Below are 17,019 nucleotides of genomic sequence, written 5' to 3'. Positions count from 1 at the left end.
GACTAGCGCCTCAGCGCCGCCGGTGAGGTGCTATCTACGGATACCGCCAAAAACCCGCAACCCCTTTTTTACAAAAACATCAAACTTTTTGCACAATCAAACAATATGCACATATTTTCATAGGGTTAGCGTGATTGCCCCGGCCGGTCCTCCGCCCTGCGAGCGTTTGCGCACAGGTTCAAATATTGCGGGAAACCGACCGGCTATGGAGCTTTCTTTACTTATCCACACGATCTGGTGGCAAAACCTGCCTTGAGACCCAAATGAAGGCACGAGTCGCGCGGATGCTATAGCGCGACTCGCTGTCTGATTGCGGGAACCCGCATCGCCAGAAGGCCCAAGATGATTGCGAGATAGACCATCGGCTCCAATTGGAAGCCTTTCGACAGCCATATGTAATGGACTACACCCAACAAAGCGGCCGCATAGGTCAGCTTGTGAAGCTTGCGCCACGCAGCACCGCCCATTTTGCGCAAAGACAGGTTGTTTGATGTGATCGCCAAAGGCAGAAGCGCCAGAAACCCCGCCATACCAATCGTCACATAGGGCCGCTTGGCAATATCGCTGATCACAGCGCTGAGTTGTTGCACATCCAGCAAAGCCCAGACCATCAGATGGGCGAGAACAAAGAAGAAGGCAGACACCCCGATTGCACGGCGGAACTTGAGGAGGTTTACCCCAAGGACCTGACGCAGAGGTGTAATGGCCAAGCCGATGACAATAAGTTTGAGCGCCATCTCTCCATAGGCGAGCTCAAGCTCTTCGATGGGATCAACCCCGAGCCCCCCTGTGGCCGCAAGATAGAAAAGCCACCCCATCCAGCTGGCCGCCAGTATATAGAGCGGCCAAGCTGGCAGTTTGCGCAGCCCAGTGTTGAGACCATCGCGCAGGGCCGCGATGCGTGAGGTTTGTACCTGTGCCATGGCGTCAGAAGAACTCCACGAGATCCATGCCTTCATAGAGGCTGGCGACTTCGCTCTCATATCCGTTGAACATCAATGTCGGCTCCCGCCCTCCAAACAGGCCTGCCCCGATACGACGTTCAGAGGCTTGGCTCCAACGGGGGTGGTCCACATTGGGGTTCACATTGGAATAGAAGCCGTATTCGCGGGCATTGGTCTGGTTCCAAGTGGCATGGGGTTCACGATCCGTCAGGGTGATGCGCACGATGCTCTTGATCGATTTGAACCCGTATTTCCATGGCACGACCAAGCGGATCGGTGCACCATTCTGGTTTGGCATCGGCTCTCCATAGATGCCTGTGGCCAGCATCGTCAGCGGATGCATGGCCTCGTCCAGCCGCAACCCTTCGCGGTAGGGCCAATCGAGAACAGGAAAGCGCGTGCCGGGCATTTCTTCGGGGCGCAGGGCTGTCTCGAAGGCGACATAGCGCGCGCCGCTTTGCACGCCGACGCGGGTCAGCAAATCCGCCAGCTCGAAACCGTTCCAAGGGATCACCATCGACCACGCCTCGACACAGCGGAAACGGTAGATGCGTTCTTCCATGGTTTGGCCATCGACGATCTGTTCCAGCGAATAGGTGCCCGGATTGTCGACCATGCCATCAATGGTGATGCTCCATGGTGCGGTTGTCAGCGTATGGGCATTTGCGGCGGGGTCGGATTTATCGGTGCCGAATTCATAGTAATTGTTATAGGTGGTGATCTCTTCCCAAGTATTGGGCTGAAGACCTGATTGCGCCTGCGCACGCGCGCCCAGAACGCTTGCCCCCAAGAAACCCGCACCAGCCGCCATAATCTGGCGACGATTGAGGAACATTTCCTTAGGCGTCACATCCGCCTGCGTAAGATCATTTTTCCAACGATTTGCCATTGAGGCCTCCATAATTTTCGCCACCATGGCTCAAAGATGGGATGATCCAAAGGCAAAGCTATTATTCTCACGAAACTGTTTGAATTGCTTCACTCGGCTGCGCCGAGGCATCCATTGCGCGCGAGCTTCCATCAGGCTGGACCAGCCGCACATGGCGACGCATGAGCAGCCGTGGCTCGGACACACCGACAGAATGGGCGATCGTCTCGACCTCTTTGACGATGCTCTTTGCATAGGCCGCCACGCGTTTGTCCTTATCCGAGACAACCAGACCTTTCTGGAAGCGCGGATCATGGGTGGTGATGCCCGTGGGGCAGGTGTTTTTATTGCATTTCAAGGCCTGAATGCAGCCCAAAGCGAACATGAAGCCCCGTGCATTTGTCACAAAATCAGCCCCAGCCGCCAAGGCCCATGCCACATCACCTGGGTTCACCAGCTTGCCCGAGGCGACAATGCGGATGCGCTCCTTGAGGCCCATCTTGTTGCGCAGGTCCGAAAGCATCGGCAGTGCCTCGCGGATCGACATGCCGACAAGGTCCATCAGCGGCATCGGCGCGGCCCCTGTCCCGCCCTCGCCACCATCAAGTGTAATAAAGTCGGGCGCGCTGTCTTCGCCGCGTTCAAGGATAAATTGAAACAAATCCTCGAAATCCTTCGGGTTGCCCATCACGGTTTTGATGCCCGTGGGTCGTCCAGTGACATCGCGCACATGTGCCACCAGATCGAGCAGTTCGGCATGATTGGACACTTCGATATGGCGGTTTGGCGACAGACTGTCCTGCCCTTTTGCAATGCCGCGAATACCCGCGATTTCATCGGTGATTTTCTCGGCAGGTAATATCCCGCCCTTGCCGGGCTTGGCACCTTGGGCAAGTTTGATCTCCATCATCTTCACTTCGGGATGTTCTGCCACCTTGCGCAGCTTGGCGTCATCCAGATGACCCTGCGCATCACGCACACCGTATTTGGCGGTGCCGATCTGGAACACGATATCTGCGCCACCCTCCAGATGATATGGCGACAGCCCACCTTCGCCCGTGTTCATCCACGCCCCTGCCTGACGCGCGCCACGGCTCAGTGCAATCACGGCAGGCTTGGAGATAGCGCCATAGCTCATGCCCGAAATGTTGAAGAATGAGGTCGCATGATAGGGCAGCTTTGCTTTGGGGCCGATCACCATTGGCTCGGAGGTGGCGTATTCGCTGCTGAGTGGCGGAAAGGTCGATGGGGTGAAAATGGCCGTGCCGACCGCGGCGAGATTGCGGGTCGACCAAAAGCAATCGTGTTGGATTTTCCGCTGCTGGCATGTTTGACCCAATCCCGTTGCGCGCTGTTGAAGGGCAGCTCTTCACGATCCATGGCAAAGAAATACTGGCGGAAGAATTCGCCCAATTCGGAAAATAGACCCCGAAACCGCCCGATAACGGGATAGTTCCGCCGGATCGCATCTGCTGTCTGGAAACGGTCGATCGCGAAGACAACAATCGCAACCAACACCAATGTGCCGATGACCAGCCAAAACGCCAAGGCCATGGCTTCCAAATACCAACCCATCTCATTTCCCCCGAATATCTCGTGCCACATTGCCATCATCACGACGGGAAATATCAAGGCCCCAGACGCCTTTTTACCTCACATGAGGTAAACTGATGTCACGTCGTTTTTACTGGAAAGCGATTTTCACCTCGGCTTAGGCGATAGCCGTTTTTCGTCAAGCCCCTAAGCGCAAAACCGCTTATCTTGAAAGCCCTCAAAACCCGCTCATTTCGACAAGCATCAAGGGGCGCGATCCCCGAGATGTATCATTCTTGATCTGAAAAGGAGACGACCAATGTTGAGACGTACTGTACTGGCTCTTACTGCTTCCGCCGCTCTGGCAGGCCCTGTTTTCGCCGATGGCCATTCCATGGATATCGTTGACACTGCCGTAAATGCGGGAAGCTTCACAACGCTTGTTGCCGCAGTCGAAGCCGCGGGTCTTGTTGAAACCCTGAAGGGCGAAGGCCCCTTCACTGTTTTCGCTCCAACCGATGAAGCATTCGCGGCCCTGCCTGAAGGCACTGTCGAGACCCTGCTGATGCCAGAAAATATCGACCAACTGACCGCGATCCTGACCTATCACGTTGTGCCCGGTGCGGTGATGTCGGGCGATCTGAGCGATGGCATGATGGCCAGCACGGTTCAGGGTGGTGATCTTATGATCTCGCTTGGTGATGCTGTGATGGTGAATGATGCAACCGTGACGACCGCTGATATCGAAGCTTCGAACGGCGTGATCCATGTTGTGGACACCGTCATCATCCCCGCGATGTAAGATCAACGCAAAAGGGCGGCACATCTATGCCGCCCTTTTCTTCATGCGTATTCCACAGGCCTAGTGAACGACCGCATCATCAGGTGCGGGCCTGTTCGAGGCAGAGACGCGATCCCCCACAATCAAGCCATCTGCACCAGCAGAGATCGTGACCGTGTCACCATCCTTGGCATCACCGCTCAGGATCATCTCGGCCAGCGGGTCTTGCAAGCTGCGCTGGATCACACGCTTGAGCGGGCGCGCACCAAAGACAGGGTCATAGCCCTCATCGGCCAGCCATTTCCGCGCGCCTTCATCCAGATCCAGCACCATCTTGCGTTGCGCCAAGCGCTTTCCAAGACGACCAAGCTGGATATCAACAATCCCGTCCATATCCACCCGCGAGAGGCGATCAAAGACGATCATGTCATCCAGACGGTTAAGGAATTCGGGGCGGAAATGCGCACGAACCGCATCCATCACTTCGCTCTTGGCTTTGCCCACATCTTCCCCATCGGCCAGATGGCTGAGGGTCTGTGTGCCCAGATTTGAGGTCAGCACGATCAAGGTCTGCTTGAAATCAACGCGCCGCCCCTGACCATCGGTCAGGATACCGTCATCAAGAACCTGCAACAGCACATTGAACACCTCGGGATGGGCCTTTTCGACTTCGTCGAAGAGGATCACCTGATAGGGCCTGCGCCGCACGGCTTCTGTCAGAACACCGCCCTCGTCATAACCGACATAGCCCGGAGGCGCGCCGATCAAACGCGAGACCGCGTGTTTCTCCATGAATTCCGACATGTCGATCCGAACCATCGCCTGATCATCGTCAAACAGGTATTCGGCCAGCGCCTTGGTCAGCTCGGTCTTGCCTACACCCGTTGGCCCCAGAAACAGGAAAGACCCGAGGGGTCGGTTTTCATCCTGCAACCCTGCCCGCGCACGGCGCACGGCATTGGAAACAGCCTTGACCGCTGCTCCCTGCCCGATCACACGGCGGCCCAATTCCTCTTCCATGCGCAAAAGCTTCTCGCGCTCGCCCTCCAGCATTTTGGACATAGGGATACCTGTCCAACGCTCGACCACGGCAGCGATCTGTTCGGGGCGCACAGCCTCTTCGACCATAACGTCATCCTCGGCGCTCTCAGACTCGGAGAGGTCTTTCTCAAGCTGCGGGATCACCCCATAGGACAGCTCGCCCGCCTTGGCCAAATCGCCATTGCGTTTGGCTTGCTCCAATTCGGCGCGCGCCTGATCAAGGCGTTCCTTCAGCCCGCGGGCCGAGTCGAGCTTGTCCCGCTCGGCCTGCCATTTGGCGGACATTTCCGAGGATTGCTCCATCAGATTGGATAGTTCTTTCTCGATCGTCTCAAGCCGATCCTTGGAGGCCGCATCATCCTCTTTCTTCAAGGCTTCGGCCTCGATCTGCATTTGCAGGATCTGGCGATCAAGCGCGTCCAATTCCTCGGGTTTGCTATCCACCTCCATGCGAAGACGCGACGCGGCTTCATCCATCAGGTCGATGGCCTTATCGGGAAGAAAGCGATCCGTGATGTAGCGATGGCTGAGCGTTGCTGCCGCCACCAATGCCGAGTCGCTGATCCGAACACCGTGGTGCAGCTCGTATTTCTCCTTGATGCCGCGCAGGATGCTGATCGTGTCTTCCTCGGTCGGCTCCTCAACCATCAAGGGCTGGAACCGCCGCGCAAGCGCTGCATCCTTTTCGACATATTTGCGATATTCGTTCAAAGTGGTCGCACCGATGCAGTGCAGTTCACCCCGCGCCAAGGCAGGCTTGATCAGGTTGGCGGCATCCATTGCACCGTCAGCCTTTCCCGCGCCCACAAGCGTGTGCATCTCATCAATGAACAAAATGATCTCACCAGCGGCAGCCGTGATTTCCGACAGAACCGCCTTCAGGCGTTCCTCGAATTCACCACGGTATTTGGCTCCTGCAATCAAAGCGCCCATATCAAGTGACATCAGCGTCTTGTTGCGCAGGCTTTCGGGCACATCGCCATTGACGATGCGCAAAGCCAGACCCTCGGCAATCGCGGTTTTACCCACGCCAGGCTCACCGATCAGAACAGGGTTGTTTTTGGTGCGGCGCGACAAGACCTGCATCGCACGGCGAATTTCCTCGTCGCGGCCGATGATCGGGTCAATTTTGCCTTCACGGGCGGCCTCGGTCAGATCGCGCGCATATTTCTTGAGCGCTTCATAGCCATCCTCGGCGCTTGCCGTATCAGCGGTGCGGCCTTTGCGAATATCGTTGATCGCAGCGTTCAGGGCCTGCGCATTCACTGCGCCCGCCTCCAGCGCCTCGCGCGCTTTGGATTTCACCATGGCGAGAGCGGTCAATATCCGCTCAACAGGGACAAAGCTGTCACCTGCCTTTTCAGCCAGTTTCTGCGCTTCATCCAAAACCTTCGCGGTCTGGCCATCAAGATAGACCTGCCCCGCATCACCCGTGACTTTTGGCATCTTGGACAGCGCAAGCTGCAAGCTCTCGGCCACCAGTTTGGCATTGCCGCCCGCATGCGAAATCAGGTTGGTTGCCATGCCTTGATCATCGTCAAGCAGGGCTTTCAGCACATGTTCGGGCGCAAGTTTCTGATGATCTTCCCGCTGCGCAATTGTTTGCGCGGCCTGAATAAACCCGCGCGCGCGATCTGTGAACTTCTCTAAGTTCATCACCGTCTCTCCTTCTATAAGCGCCACTAAGATCGCCCGCCCGCTTTGCGGCACGTGGCTTGGTCGTGGCCTCCCTCATGATGTGGGAAGTCTTCTGCGCCTGATCAAGAGGCGCGGCGTTCAAACCCGCCCTCTATCCAAAGCTCTTTCGCTCAGACTCAACCTTCTGGACCATGTCTTGCATGTCGCAGCTTTGTGAACCCTCGGGAGCGGCTTGTCATTGGCACAGATCACCTGCCGCCCCCATCTTTTGTAAACAGTAAGCCATCAAAGGAGCCACATTATGCGCTGCCTTAGTTTCCACCGCGTTAGCTATAACCCCGAAGCCTCCTGTTTCACCGCCGAAGTGCAATTTGTCAGCATGCAAGGCGTGCAACGCAAGATTTGCCAATGGCGGGGGCCTGTCTCGGCTGGGTTTGACCAAATCTCGCGCGGTTTGCGCGCCCAAGCCCTGCAGATCATCTGACAAAGACGTGCGGAATTTACTTCCAAGGACACCGGCACTACACCAGCGACGATTTCAGCGCTGTAACCGGAGGCCCTCCCCATGTCTGACGACCGTCTGATTGTTGCTCTCGATGTTCCCAATGCCCATCTCGGCCTCGAACTGGCCAATAAGATTGGTGATGCTGTCAGTTTTTACAAAATCGGCCTTGGCATGTTGACGGGGGGCGGCTTGGCGCTGGCCAATGAGCTAAAGGAAGAACAGGGCAAACGCATCTTCCTTGATATGAAATTATTCGACATCGGCGCCACCGTCGAGGCAGCCGTGCGTGGCTTGGCCCAATTCGACCTCGATTTCCTGACAGTGCATGGCGACCCGCATGTGGTGCGCGCAGCCAAGGAAGGCTCCGGCGGCAAAGACCTCAAAATTCTTGCCGTAACCATTCTGACCTCGCTTGATCGCGCGGATCTTGATGCAGGCCTGATCAAATCCGGCGATGTCCAAGACCTTGTGTTGGAACGCGCCGCCAAAGCCTTTGAAGCAGGGGCCGACGGGATCATCGCCTCCCCGCAAGAGGCCGCGCTAATCCGCGCCCTGCCTGAGGCGCAAGGCCGCCTGATCGTCACCCCCGGTGTGCGCCCGACAGGGGCCGCTTTGGGCGATCAAAAGCGAGTCGCGACCCCAGCACAAGCCATAAAGGACGGGGCCGATCACATCGTTATCGGGCGCCCGATCTGGCAACATGTTGATCCTGCCGCTGCCGCAAAAATGGTCTTGGCCGAACTGCCCTGATCTGGCGGGGCTACCGCATAAAATGATCGGTTAACTTCTCGTTTACCTTTGGCCCTTAGCATCGCAGATGCTGTCTGGGTTTGGGAAAATTGAGATGAGAAGTGGGGCAAGGCCCGAGAACGATCTCGTTCTCTCCTTTTTAGCCGTTCGGCAAGCCGTCGGCATTTTGGGATTATCCTTGCCCATTGTCCTGCTTGTTTACGCCCATTTGTTTGGCGGCGGCATGCAGCCATCGATCTCCGAATTCTATTATTCCGCAATGGGCGATGTCTTTGTCGGCATCCTTTGCGCGATCGGCGTGTTCCTGATTGCCTATAAGGGCTACCGCAAACGCCCTGAGGACCCGATGCTTGGGGATAGGGAAGCCTCGATCGTGGCGGGTATATCCGTGATTGCCGTGGCGCTTTTTCCTGTGCCCGCGAAACCCGAATACGCCTTATGCCTGATCGATGGCATTGTTCTGCGCTGCGCCGAGGTTCTGGTGGATGCAGAAATCATCACAGGGTTTTCAGGCCATTCGCGTTGGCTGCATTTCGCACCTGCAGGCAGCTTCTTTCTCAGCCTCGCTTGGTTTTGCTTCAAGCTGTTCCCCAAAGGCGGGTCACATTCGAACCGTCAATTTATGGGCGTGCTGATCGAGCATCTGATCTACTACATCTGCGGCGTGCTTATCCTGATCTCGGTCGCGGGGCTTGTCGCCTATGAACTGGTCTCGTCAGAAACCCGCGACGCGCTGACAGCGCAGAACTATATTTTCTGGTGGGAAACCTTAGGCGTCTACGCGTTTTCGATCTCGTGGCTCACCAAGGGCCGCTTCCTGTCGCGCCCATTCGGGCTGTATAGGCGGCAGGCTCAGTCGTCATTGATGTCATAGTCAAAAGTCTTCACCTGCCCGCGCATAACGCCAAACCAACGGCGCAGCCCCCACCATGACACCAGCGACAGAACCGCGAAAATCAACAGCAACAGCGGCAGCGAAGCCCCCAACCAAACCGCCAAAGGCCCGCCAACCAGCAAGATGAGCGCCACGATGCCGGCCCCCAGACCGAAGCCAAGCAGGATATAGGAGGGCAACAAGACCTCCCCCACCACCAAAAGGATCGAGGCCGCCCCCCAAAACCACCATTCACTCCACATCAGCTACGCCCTTTCAACATCTGGAAGGCTTTGCCGAAAGCATCAACCGCATCGGCGGGCACAATGATCGTCTGATTGCCCTGCCCCTGCGCGACCCCACCAATCGCCTCAACCTGCTTAAGGGCAATATTATACTGCACCGCTTCAAGCCCGCCCTTGGCAATCGCTTCTGCCACGACATTGGTTGCATAGGCTTCTGCATCCGCTTCAACGCGGCGCGCTTCGGCTTCTTGCTTGGCAGCATAAAGCTGCGCATCTGCCTCAAGCTCGACCGCGCGTTTCTGGCCTTCGGCGCGGGTAACCTGCGCACGGCGCTCGCGCTCGGCATTGAGTTGTTGGAGCATGGCATCCCGCGTCGCTTGATCGAGGTTCACATCCAGAATTTCAGCGCGCGTCACCTCGATGCCCCAAGCATCCACAGCATCCTCGACGCTCTCCTTAATCGTCGTGATCAGCATGGAGCGGTTCGCCTGAACCTCATCAAGCTCCATCTTGCCAATCTCGGCACGCACGATACCCGCAACCGTTGTTGCAATCGCACCATCGACATCACGGATACGGTAAACCGTCTTTTCAGGCTCAAGAATGCGGTAGAAGACACTGGTATCAATCTGGACCAGCACGTTATCGGCGGTGATCGCATCTTGGCTGGCATTGGGCAATTGGCGCTCGAGGATGGAAACCTTATGCGCAACCTTATCCAGAAACGGCACAATAAAATTGATGCCCGGCCCCAAGACCGATTTCAGCCGGCCAAACCGCTCGACAACGAATTTCTGCGACTGGGGAACGATCCTGACACCAAGATAGACGCATAGAATAATAAATCCGGCGAGCAAAAGCATGACGATATTGCCGCCGAGCAACTGCGTGATCAGATCATTAAAATCCATTGATGTATCCTCGCCCTTCATGGCCACCAAACTTCACTAATATCTATAGTCTAGATAAGAACCCTGACGCGTCTCTTCCAGCAACCCCAAAACAGGCCTATCCTGCCGAATATGCCAAGCCTATGCCGAGATTGCCTGAATATGTTCGAGAATGGCCGCCGCTGTCCGGCCTGTGGGCGCCCGCGCATCATATCGCATCCCGAATTATTCGATCTCTCCATCGCCCATATGGATTGTGACGCCTTCTATGCCAGCGTCGAAAAACGCGACAATCCCGAGCTACGCGATAAACCCGTCATCATTGGCGGCGGCAAACGCGGTGTCGTCTCCACTGCCTGCTATATCGCAAGGATCAAGGGGGTACGCTCGGCCATGCCCATGTTCAAGGCGCTGGAGCTGTGCCCCGAAGCGGTGGTCGTTCGGGGACGCATGGAGGTTTATGCCGAGATATCCCGCCAAATCCGCGCCATGATGGAGGAGATGACCCCAGCCATCGAACCGCTTTCGCTGGATGAAGCCTTCATGGACCTCTCGGGCACCGCGCGTCTGCATGGCAAGCCCCCTGCCGTGATGCTCGCCCGCCTCGTCCAACGCATGGATGCCGAGCTGGGGATCACAGGCTCAATCGGGCTATCGCATAATAAATTCCTCGCAAAGATCGCCTCTGATCTCGACAAGCCGCGCGGCTTTTCCGTGATCGGCGAGGCCGAGACGATGAGTTTTCTTGAACACAAGCCTGTGCGCATGATCTGGGGCATCGGCGAGGCGGGCCAAGCCGCTCTCGACAAGGCGGGCATCCGCAATTTCGCCGATCTCAAGCGGTGGGATCGCAAGGAACTGGGCGCGCGCTTCGGGCAAATGGGCGACAGGCTCTGGTCGCTCGCGCGCGGGGCCGATCACCGCAAGGTTAAACGGGACCGTGGCGTTAAAAGCATCTCCAATGAAACGACCTTCTCCGAGGATATCGCCGCACCTGATCTGCTCGATGGCCATATCTGGCGCATGGCGGAAAAAGTCGCTGACCGCGCCAAAGCAAAAGACCTCGCGGGGCGGGTGGTCACGCTCAAACTCAAGCGCTCCGATTTCACCCTGATCACCAAGCGCATCTCGCTTCATGACGCCACCCAGATCGCCGATCGCCTCTACCGCGCGGCCCGCGATCTCTTTGACAAAGTGGATCATGAAAAACCCTACCGCCTGCTTGGCGTCGGCCTGTCCGACCTCGTCTCCGCTGATCAGGCCGACCGCTCTGGCAATCTGCTAGACCCACAGGAAGCCAAACGGATCGAGGCCGAACGTGCCACCGATGCGATCCGCAAACGCTTTGGCGAGGACGCCATCCTTAAAGGCCGCGCGCTGCGCTAAGCCCATCTTTGCTTTAAAAATACTTATTCAAACTGTGCAGCCTATTCAGCCGCCAGAGGCATGCGCCCCGATGAGGCATCAATCACCTGCGCCAAAATCCGTGTGATCAGTGATTTGACCTCATGGAAATTCGAATTCGGCCTGATCATCCCTTCATTCATATAAAGGGAGCGGTCCAATTCGATCTGCACGGCATGCCTGTTGCGCGACGGGCGACCATAATGCTGCGCCACAAAGGCACCCGCAAAAGGCGCATTGCGACTGACAACCAATCCCGCCTCAACGAATACGTCTTCCAGCAGATCAACAAGGTCCGATCTCGCAGATGCGCCAAAGCGGTCTCCCAAAACCACATCAGGTCGCCGCGTGCCCTGTCGGGTCACCGCCTCAAGCGCCTCATGCGGCATGGAATGCATATCCAGCAAGATCGCTTCGCCAAACTGCGCCTGCGCTTGCGTCAGCAATGTCTCCAATGTGCTGTGATAGGGCCGCCAAACATGATCAAGACGCCGGTCCGCCTCGGCACGGCTCAACTTGCCACGATAGATATGACGGCCATTGGCAACCACACGCGGGATCACACCAAGCCCCGAACTGACCCGCGGATTATTATTCGATTTCCCCACAGCTTCGATCACGGCGGGGTCCAATTCATCCGCAGCCCTGTTCAAATCCACGAATGCACGCGGGAACTCGGCCACCAGCAGTGGCGCACCGAGACTGGGAGCCTCGCCCACCAACATATCGACATAGGCATCCTCGGAGGACCGAATTGCACGCTCGTCCAGAACTGTGGATTGCATGAAATCCCAAGGATAATGGCGCCCAGAATGCGGCGAGGCGACAACCACAGCCGTGCTCAGCACATCAGGAAGCTCCAGTCTGAAGGCAGGCCGATCCATTATTATCCCTTGTTTAACACCTTTATATATTGCGGTATTTTTTCTTCTGCCGAAAGCCCTTGATCAGCCCTCCGACTCCTTTTATAGACCACGCCACTGTGCGGCGCTGCGTTGTGACAGGTGGCAGCCTTTTGCCAGTTGTTTTATGTAGCGTCTCGGTCACCGGGCGGTTAGCTCAGCGGTAGAGCACTACGTTGACATCGTAGGGGTCACTGGTTCGATCCCAGTACCGCCCACCATCGGTCTCGTTTCGAGGCCTTAACCCAAGGCGCATCGCCGCGCCGCGACGAAGGAGAAGGCCCATGAAGGTCAGAAACTCGCTCCGCTCGCTCAAGCAGCGTCACCGCGATTGCCGCGTCGTGCGCCGCAAGGGCCGTGTCTATGTTATCAACAAGACACAACGCCGCTTCAAAGCCCGTCAGGGCTGAGCCAAGCGCATAGAGCTTGATACCGGATGAAAAACGCCGCTCCTTACGGGGGCGGCTTTTTTCTTTTTGATCACCAGCCTGATTGCCTGTGTTGCAACTCGCGCAGCGTATAGCGCGATGCAATCGGCCCCGCGACACCCGCGCGAAAGCGTGGATCCTGCCCGACGCAGCCTAAACCACAGACCAGATGCGCAACGCCTGCGCGCCAATCATTGAACCAAAGCCGCCCACCCGGGGTTGCCACATAGCCGTTTACCCCTTCCTCCATATCACCGCGCAGATCATCCACCGATGGCAATTCGCTATCGGCATCAGGGTCAAAACCGCCATGGGTATGGAAAGACGCGGTTACCGCAACAAAGCGGCTCTCATCGCCACGCGACAGGCAGGAATCAACACCGCCGCGTGTCACTTCCGTCGCCATATAGCGACCATCCGGCATCTGCCCGATATAGCCGCAATATTCACGATTTTCGTTGAATGAACGCGCCTGCAATTGCATCAGCGCATCACGCGCGGCCGCCAATTCTCCCGCAGGCTGCGCCGCTGCCGCGCAAGGCATCAGACCTAGAAGCAAGATCAACCAACGCATTATCTAAATCTCTCGAATAGCCCCAAACATCCTCAGTTTGGCGCTATCGACAAGGGCGATCAAGCTTTAGCAGTGAAATCGTCACTCATAACTGCGCTGGTCATCAATCACCTTGCCATCATTGGGCAAGCTCCCAAGCGCCACAATCTCGATCCGGCCTTTCAGCTTGAGGCTATCAGCAGCGCTTGCTGCATAGCATTCCGCATCATCCTTGGTGCTCTCGATCTGCACTGTCAGCGCATCCATTTCACCTTCGCGGCTGGCCACAACGCGGGCCTTGGCCACCTCGGGGTGCTTGGCAACAAAATCGGCAACCTGTTCAGGGCGCACAAACATACCCTTGATCTTGGTAGTCTGATCGGCCCGCCCCATCCAGCCCTTGATGCGCATATTGGTCCGCCCGCAGGGGCTGCTGCCAGGCAAGGCCGCACTCAAATCGCCAGTGGCAAAACGGATCAGCGGATAATCAGGGTTCAGCGTGGTCACAACGACCTCTCCGACCTCACCAATATCAACAGGGTCGCCTGTGCCGGGGCGCACGATCTCAAGGATCACGCCTTCGTCAACAATCATCCCCTCCATCGCGGGGCTTTCATAAGCAACATTGCCTAGATCGGCCGTGGCGTAATTCTGCAAGCATTGGATACCACGATCCGCATATTCCTGACGCAGGCTCAGAAATAGCGCGCCACCGCCCACAACCGCCTTGGTGATGGCCAGCGCCACGCCCATCTCCTCGGCCTTATCAAGGATCACCTTGAGGTAATCCGGCGTGCCCGCATAAGCGGTACTGCCCACATCGCGCGCCGCCCTGACCTGCAATTCGGTCTGCCCCACACCCGCAGGCAGCACAGCCGCCCCAACGGCGCGTGCGCCACTCTCAAAGATCATGCCGGCAGGCGTCAGGTGATAGCCAAAGCAATTTTGGACAATATCGCCCTGCCCGATACCCGCAGCATGCAGAAAACGCCCGATGCGCCACCAATCATGACTGACATCACCAGGCTCATAAATCGGCCCGGGGCTTTGGAATATGTGGGCAAAGCTATGCACCTCCTTGGAGGTAAACCCCCCAAAAGGCGGCGCCTCTGATTGCGCGCGCCCAATCTCGGCTTTGCGCAGAACGGGAAGTTTGGCCAAAGCACCAAGGCTTTGCACCGCGCCTGCCTCCACCTCGTCAAGCCCTCCGCCATAACCAGCGAGGCTTTGCGCCCTTGCGATTTGCGCAGGTAAATCCCGTGCAAGATCATGCGCGCGCTCATCCGCGCTGCGTGTCTCCAAGGCGTCGAAGAACTCTGTCATCCCCGCATCCCTCATCAGCTCAACCACCGCTTGCGGCGGCGGTAGGAGCGCACATCACGAAAGCTTTTGCGGCCCTCATCAGACATCCCCAGATAGAATTCCTTCACATCAGGGTTTTCGCGCAATTCCTGCGCGGGGCCATCCATCACCACACGGCCAGATTCCAAAATATAGCCGTAATGCGCAAAGCGCAGGGCCACATTGGTATTCTGCTCCGCCAACAAAAAGGTCACGCCCTGTTCCTCATTGAGGCGTTTCACAATCCCAAAAATCTGTTCCACCAATTGAGGCGCAAGCCCCATGCTTGGCTCATCCAGCAAAATCGTCTCGGGGCGGCTCATCAGGGCGCGTCCGATCGCGCACATCTGCTGCTCCCCACCCGACGTATATCCCGCCTGAGATTTGCGCCGCTCCTTGAGGCGCGGAAAATACGTATAAACCATTTCGAGATCGGCCTCGATCGCACCGCGCCCTTCCTTGCGGGTATAGGACCCCGTCAAAAGGTTTTCTTCGATGGTCAAATGCTCAAAACAATGGCGTCCTTCCATCACCTGAATGACCCCACGATCCACCAGATCCGAGGGTGACAACCCTTGCACAGGCTCCCCGCGATAGCTGATCGCCCCTTTGGTGACCTCGCCGCGCTCCGAATGCAAAAGATTGGAGATCGCCTTCAAGGTCGTCGTCTTGCCTGCACCATTCCCGCCAAGCAAAGCGGTGATTCCGCCTTTTGGCACCGTCAGGCTGACACCCTTCAAAACAAGGATCACATGGTTATAGATCACCTCGACATTATTGACCTCCAGAAGCGTCTCTGCCGCTGCCTCGGGGTCATTGGCGCTGCCGCCCGTCTCCTGCATCTGATCCAGCATCTCGCCGTCTCCTGTGATCCGTCAGACAGAGGGACACCCGCCCTGTCTTCATCTTTCAAAAAATACGAAATTCCGGCGGCAGCGGCCCGCGCCGCCGCCGGAATGTTTTGCATCAGCTCTCGGTGCAGCCTGGCTCGATATTGTTTTCAGCCGCGAATTGCGCACTGTCTTCCATAACGAGGGGCTGTGTGACGCTGTCATCAGGCGCGATGAAATCCGTGAGCGTCACCCATTGCTGAGCGCTCGCATCCCATTGCTGCATGATCGCCATGCCTGTGCCACCGTGATCTTCACAGGTTACTGTGAATTCAGGACCAACACCTGGCATGCCCAATTCTTCCATGCGGGCATTGGTGATCTCCAACGCCTCCATGCCATCACGGACCATCGAAGCGGACACGTCCGCTGTGCCATGGATGTCCTGCGCCGTACGGATGGCTTCAGCCGCCAGCATCGCCGCATACATGCCACGCGTATAAAGCACGGTGCCCAGATTGCTGCCGTCGCCTGCTTGCAGGCCCGCATCAATCACTTGCTCTTGGATTTCCGCAAAGACTGGCATGTCGCCCAAACGGTTCATGTTCAGCGCACGATAGCCGTTCGCGCCTTCTCCTGCAGGGATCACGTCATGCTCGGCTCCGGCCCACCAATTGCCGATGAAATTCTCCATCGGGAAACGGATATTCGCCGCTTCTTGAACCGCGACCTGATTCATCACGCCCCAGCCCCACATAACGACATAGTCGGGGCGTTCACGGCGGATGCTCAGCCACTGGTTGCCCTGCTCCTGACCTGGATGGTCAACGGCAAGCTGAACCAGCTCGAACCCGTATTGCTCAGACAGGATTTCCAGCGTGCGGATCGGCTCACGGCCATAGGCCGAGTTATGATAGAGCAGCGCAATTTTCTTACCTTCCAGCGAGCCGTCATTCTCTGTCAGCAGCTGGTTGATGATCACGCTCGCACCATCCCAGTAATTCGCGGGATAGTTGAAGACATTGCTGAACACAGCGCCATTGGCAGCCGAAGTACGACCATAGCCCATGGTGTGAAGCGGAATGCCATCCGCTGTCGCGCGCGGAATCAACTGATAGGTAATGCCCGTGGACAGCGGTTGATAGATCAAGGCGCCTTCGCCTTTGGTCTGCTCATAGCATTCCACACCACGCTCGGTGTTATAGGCCGTTTCACAGCTTACGATGCGCACGGTCTCCCCACCGATGCCACCATCACGCTGGTTGAGCAGTGTAAAATAGTCCTGATAGCCGTCCGAGAACGGAATACCGCCAGCGGCATAGGGGCCGGTGCGATAATGCAGATCGGGGATCACAAGATCCGCGAGGGCCGGGCTTGCAGCCATAAGGCTTGCAGCGGCATAGGTTGCCAGTTTCTTCATCGAAAAGGTCCTCCCTTTGGTTGTCCGATGTCGTCGATTGCCGGGGTTTTCCGCCTCGGTCTATGTATTGGC

General features: G+C 57.1%; 16 protein-coding genes, 1 tRNA gene and 1 pseudogene. 7 read left to right on the top strand and 11 right to left on the bottom strand.

The window, feature by feature from the left end; all coding sequences use genetic code 11:
* Window positions 1–287 precede the first annotated feature (287 nt).
* From msrQ to ACTYEO_RS13760, 3 genes and pseudogenes are all read right to left on the bottom strand, one after another.
* The gene (gene msrQ / locus ACTYEO_RS13770) at window positions 288–923 is read right to left on the bottom strand and encodes a protein-methionine-sulfoxide reductase heme-binding subunit MsrQ (protein ID WP_449324324.1); all 636 of its coding nucleotides are present in this window, start codon (window positions 921–923) and stop codon (window positions 288–290) included.
* A gap of 4 nt (window positions 924–927) precedes the next feature.
* A complete protein-coding gene (gene msrP, locus ACTYEO_RS13765; protein ID WP_449324323.1) occupies window positions 928–1,833 on the bottom strand; it encodes a protein-methionine-sulfoxide reductase catalytic subunit MsrP in 906 nt (301 codons plus the stop codon).
* Between the two features lie 67 nt (window positions 1,834–1,900).
* Window positions 1,901–3,387, bottom strand: a pseudogene (locus ACTYEO_RS13760) (FMN-binding glutamate synthase family protein).
* 277 nt (window positions 3,388–3,664) lie between these two features.
* Between ACTYEO_RS13760 and ACTYEO_RS13755 the strand changes: the two are divergent.
* Window positions 3,665–4,147 (top strand): fasciclin domain-containing protein, encoded by a 483-nt coding sequence (locus ACTYEO_RS13755; RefSeq protein WP_449324322.1) that lies wholly within the window; start codon window positions 3,665–3,667, stop codon window positions 4,145–4,147.
* Window positions 4,148–4,207: 60 nt separating this feature from the next.
* Here the strand turns inward: ACTYEO_RS13755 and clpB are convergent, their stop codons facing one another.
* Window positions 4,208–6,823, bottom strand: a complete 2,616-nt coding sequence (gene clpB, locus ACTYEO_RS13750; RefSeq protein WP_449324321.1) for an ATP-dependent chaperone ClpB — start codon at window positions 6,821–6,823, stop codon at window positions 4,208–4,210.
* A gap of 283 nt (window positions 6,824–7,106) precedes the next feature.
* Here clpB and ACTYEO_RS13745 point away from each other — a divergent pair, with 283 nt between their 5' ends.
* The 3 genes from ACTYEO_RS13745 to ACTYEO_RS13735 all read left to right on the top strand — a co-directional run bounded on the left by ACTYEO_RS13745 (window position 7,107) and on the right by ACTYEO_RS13735 (window position 8,934).
* The gene (locus tag ACTYEO_RS13745) at window positions 7,107–7,289 is read left to right on the top strand and encodes a hypothetical protein (RefSeq protein ID WP_449324320.1); all 183 of its coding nucleotides are present in this window, start codon (window positions 7,107–7,109) and stop codon (window positions 7,287–7,289) included.
* 81 nt (window positions 7,290–7,370) lie between these two features.
* Window positions 7,371–8,060 carry an orotidine-5'-phosphate decarboxylase gene (gene pyrF, locus ACTYEO_RS13740; protein WP_449324319.1) on the top strand — a complete coding sequence of 230 codons (690 nt, stop codon included), beginning with the start codon at window positions 7,371–7,373 and terminating at the stop codon, window positions 8,058–8,060.
* 178 nt (window positions 8,061–8,238) lie between these two features.
* The gene (locus ACTYEO_RS13735) at window positions 8,239–8,934 is read left to right on the top strand and encodes a hypothetical protein (RefSeq protein WP_449324318.1); all 696 of its coding nucleotides are present in this window, start codon (window positions 8,239–8,241) and stop codon (window positions 8,932–8,934) included.
* Here the strand turns inward: ACTYEO_RS13735 and ACTYEO_RS13730 are convergent.
* On the bottom strand, window positions 8,913–9,197 hold the full coding sequence (locus ACTYEO_RS13730; protein WP_449324317.1) for an NfeD family protein: 285 nt from the start codon (window positions 9,195–9,197) through the stop codon (window positions 8,913–8,915). The genes ACTYEO_RS13735 and ACTYEO_RS13730 overlap by 22 nt on opposite strands.
* Complete coding sequence (locus tag ACTYEO_RS13725; protein ID WP_449324316.1) at window positions 9,197–10,090, bottom strand: SPFH domain-containing protein; 894 nt, start codon at window positions 10,088–10,090, stop codon at window positions 9,197–9,199. Before ACTYEO_RS13725 ends, ACTYEO_RS13730 begins: the two co-directional genes overlap by 1 nt.
* A 111-nt stretch (window positions 10,091–10,201) precedes the next feature.
* On the opposite strand from ACTYEO_RS13725, the gene ACTYEO_RS13720 reads away from it, so the two are divergent.
* Complete coding sequence (locus ACTYEO_RS13720) at window positions 10,202–11,455, top strand: DNA polymerase IV (RefSeq protein ID WP_449324315.1); 1,254 nt, start codon at window positions 10,202–10,204, stop codon at window positions 11,453–11,455.
* Window positions 11,456–11,496: 41 nt separating this feature from the next.
* On the opposite strand, the gene ACTYEO_RS13715 is transcribed toward ACTYEO_RS13720, so the two are convergent.
* Window positions 11,497–12,357 (bottom strand): N-formylglutamate amidohydrolase, encoded by an 861-nt coding sequence (locus tag ACTYEO_RS13715; protein ID WP_449324314.1) that lies wholly within the window; start codon window positions 12,355–12,357, stop codon window positions 11,497–11,499.
* A 164-nt stretch (window positions 12,358–12,521) separates the two neighbouring features.
* Between ACTYEO_RS13715 and ACTYEO_RS13710 the strand changes: the two genes are divergently transcribed.
* Window positions 12,522–12,596 (top strand) — tRNA-Val (locus tag ACTYEO_RS13710).
* Window positions 12,597–12,659: 63 nt separating this feature from the next.
* On the top strand, window positions 12,660–12,785 hold the full coding sequence (gene ykgO, locus ACTYEO_RS13705; RefSeq protein ID WP_010141322.1) for a type B 50S ribosomal protein L36: 126 nt from the start codon (window positions 12,660–12,662) through the stop codon (window positions 12,783–12,785).
* A gap of 70 nt (window positions 12,786–12,855) precedes the next feature.
* On the opposite strand, the gene ACTYEO_RS13700 is transcribed toward ykgO, so the two are convergent.
* The 4 genes from ACTYEO_RS13700 to ACTYEO_RS13685 all read right to left on the bottom strand — a co-directional run bounded on the left by ACTYEO_RS13700 (window position 12,856) and on the right by ACTYEO_RS13685 (window position 16,947).
* Window positions 12,856–13,377, bottom strand: coding sequence for a DUF4329 domain-containing protein (locus tag ACTYEO_RS13700; protein WP_449324313.1), 522 nt, complete (start codon window positions 13,375–13,377; stop codon window positions 12,856–12,858).
* Between the two features lie 81 nt (window positions 13,378–13,458).
* The gene (locus tag ACTYEO_RS13695; protein WP_449324312.1) at window positions 13,459–14,679 is read right to left on the bottom strand and encodes a phenylacetate--CoA ligase family protein; all 1,221 of its coding nucleotides are present in this window, start codon (window positions 14,677–14,679) and stop codon (window positions 13,459–13,461) included.
* 14 nt (window positions 14,680–14,693) lie between these two features.
* Complete coding sequence (locus ACTYEO_RS13690; protein WP_449324311.1) at window positions 14,694–15,551, bottom strand: ABC transporter ATP-binding protein; 858 nt, start codon at window positions 15,549–15,551, stop codon at window positions 14,694–14,696.
* 112 nt (window positions 15,552–15,663) lie between these two features.
* Window positions 15,664–16,947 (bottom strand): ABC transporter substrate-binding protein, encoded by a 1,284-nt coding sequence (locus tag ACTYEO_RS13685; protein WP_449324310.1) that lies wholly within the window; start codon window positions 16,945–16,947, stop codon window positions 15,664–15,666.
* Between the last annotated feature and the right edge of the window lie 72 nt (window positions 16,948–17,019).

The organism is Rhodophyticola sp. SM2404, assembly GCF_053570515.1.
Note: the sequence above shows the minus strand (reverse complement) of the source record. Positions and strands in the feature narration are given on the sequence as shown.

Bases quoted from the DNA above. Each gene is read 5' to 3' on its own strand.
- msrQ (WP_449324324.1), bottom strand. From the start codon at position 923: ATGGCACAGGTACAAACCTCACGCATCGCGGCCCTGCGCGATGGTCTC.
- msrP (WP_449324323.1), bottom strand. From the start codon at position 1,833: ATGGCAAATCGTTGGAAAAATGATCTTACGCAGGCGGATGTGACGCCT.
- ACTYEO_RS13755 (WP_449324322.1), top strand. From the start codon at position 3,665: ATGTTGAGACGTACTGTACTGGCTCTTACTGCTTCCGCCGCTCTGGCA.
- clpB (WP_449324321.1), bottom strand. From the start codon at position 6,823: ATGAACTTAGAGAAGTTCACAGATCGCGCGCGCGGGTTTATTCAGGCC.
- ACTYEO_RS13745 (WP_449324320.1), top strand. From the start codon at position 7,107: ATGCGCTGCCTTAGTTTCCACCGCGTTAGCTATAACCCCGAAGCCTCC.
- pyrF (WP_449324319.1), top strand. From the start codon at position 7,371: ATGTCTGACGACCGTCTGATTGTTGCTCTCGATGTTCCCAATGCCCAT.
- ACTYEO_RS13730 (WP_449324317.1), bottom strand. From the start codon at position 9,197: ATGTGGAGTGAATGGTGGTTTTGGGGGGCGGCCTCGATCCTTTTGGTG.
- ACTYEO_RS13725 (WP_449324316.1), bottom strand. From the start codon at position 10,090: ATGGATTTTAATGATCTGATCACGCAGTTGCTCGGCGGCAATATCGTC.
- ACTYEO_RS13720 (WP_449324315.1), top strand. From the start codon at position 10,202: ATGCCAAGCCTATGCCGAGATTGCCTGAATATGTTCGAGAATGGCCGC.
- ACTYEO_RS13715 (WP_449324314.1), bottom strand. From the start codon at position 12,357: ATGGATCGGCCTGCCTTCAGACTGGAGCTTCCTGATGTGCTGAGCACG.
- ykgO (WP_010141322.1), top strand. From the start codon at position 12,660: ATGAAGGTCAGAAACTCGCTCCGCTCGCTCAAGCAGCGTCACCGCGAT.
- ACTYEO_RS13700 (WP_449324313.1), bottom strand. From the start codon at position 13,377: ATGCGTTGGTTGATCTTGCTTCTAGGTCTGATGCCTTGCGCGGCAGCG.
- ACTYEO_RS13695 (WP_449324312.1), bottom strand. From the start codon at position 14,679: ATGACAGAGTTCTTCGACGCCTTGGAGACACGCAGCGCGGATGAGCGC.
- ACTYEO_RS13690 (WP_449324311.1), bottom strand. From the start codon at position 15,551: ATGCTGGATCAGATGCAGGAGACGGGCGGCAGCGCCAATGACCCCGAG.
- ACTYEO_RS13685 (WP_449324310.1), bottom strand. From the start codon at position 16,947: ATGAAGAAACTGGCAACCTATGCCGCTGCAAGCCTTATGGCTGCAAGC.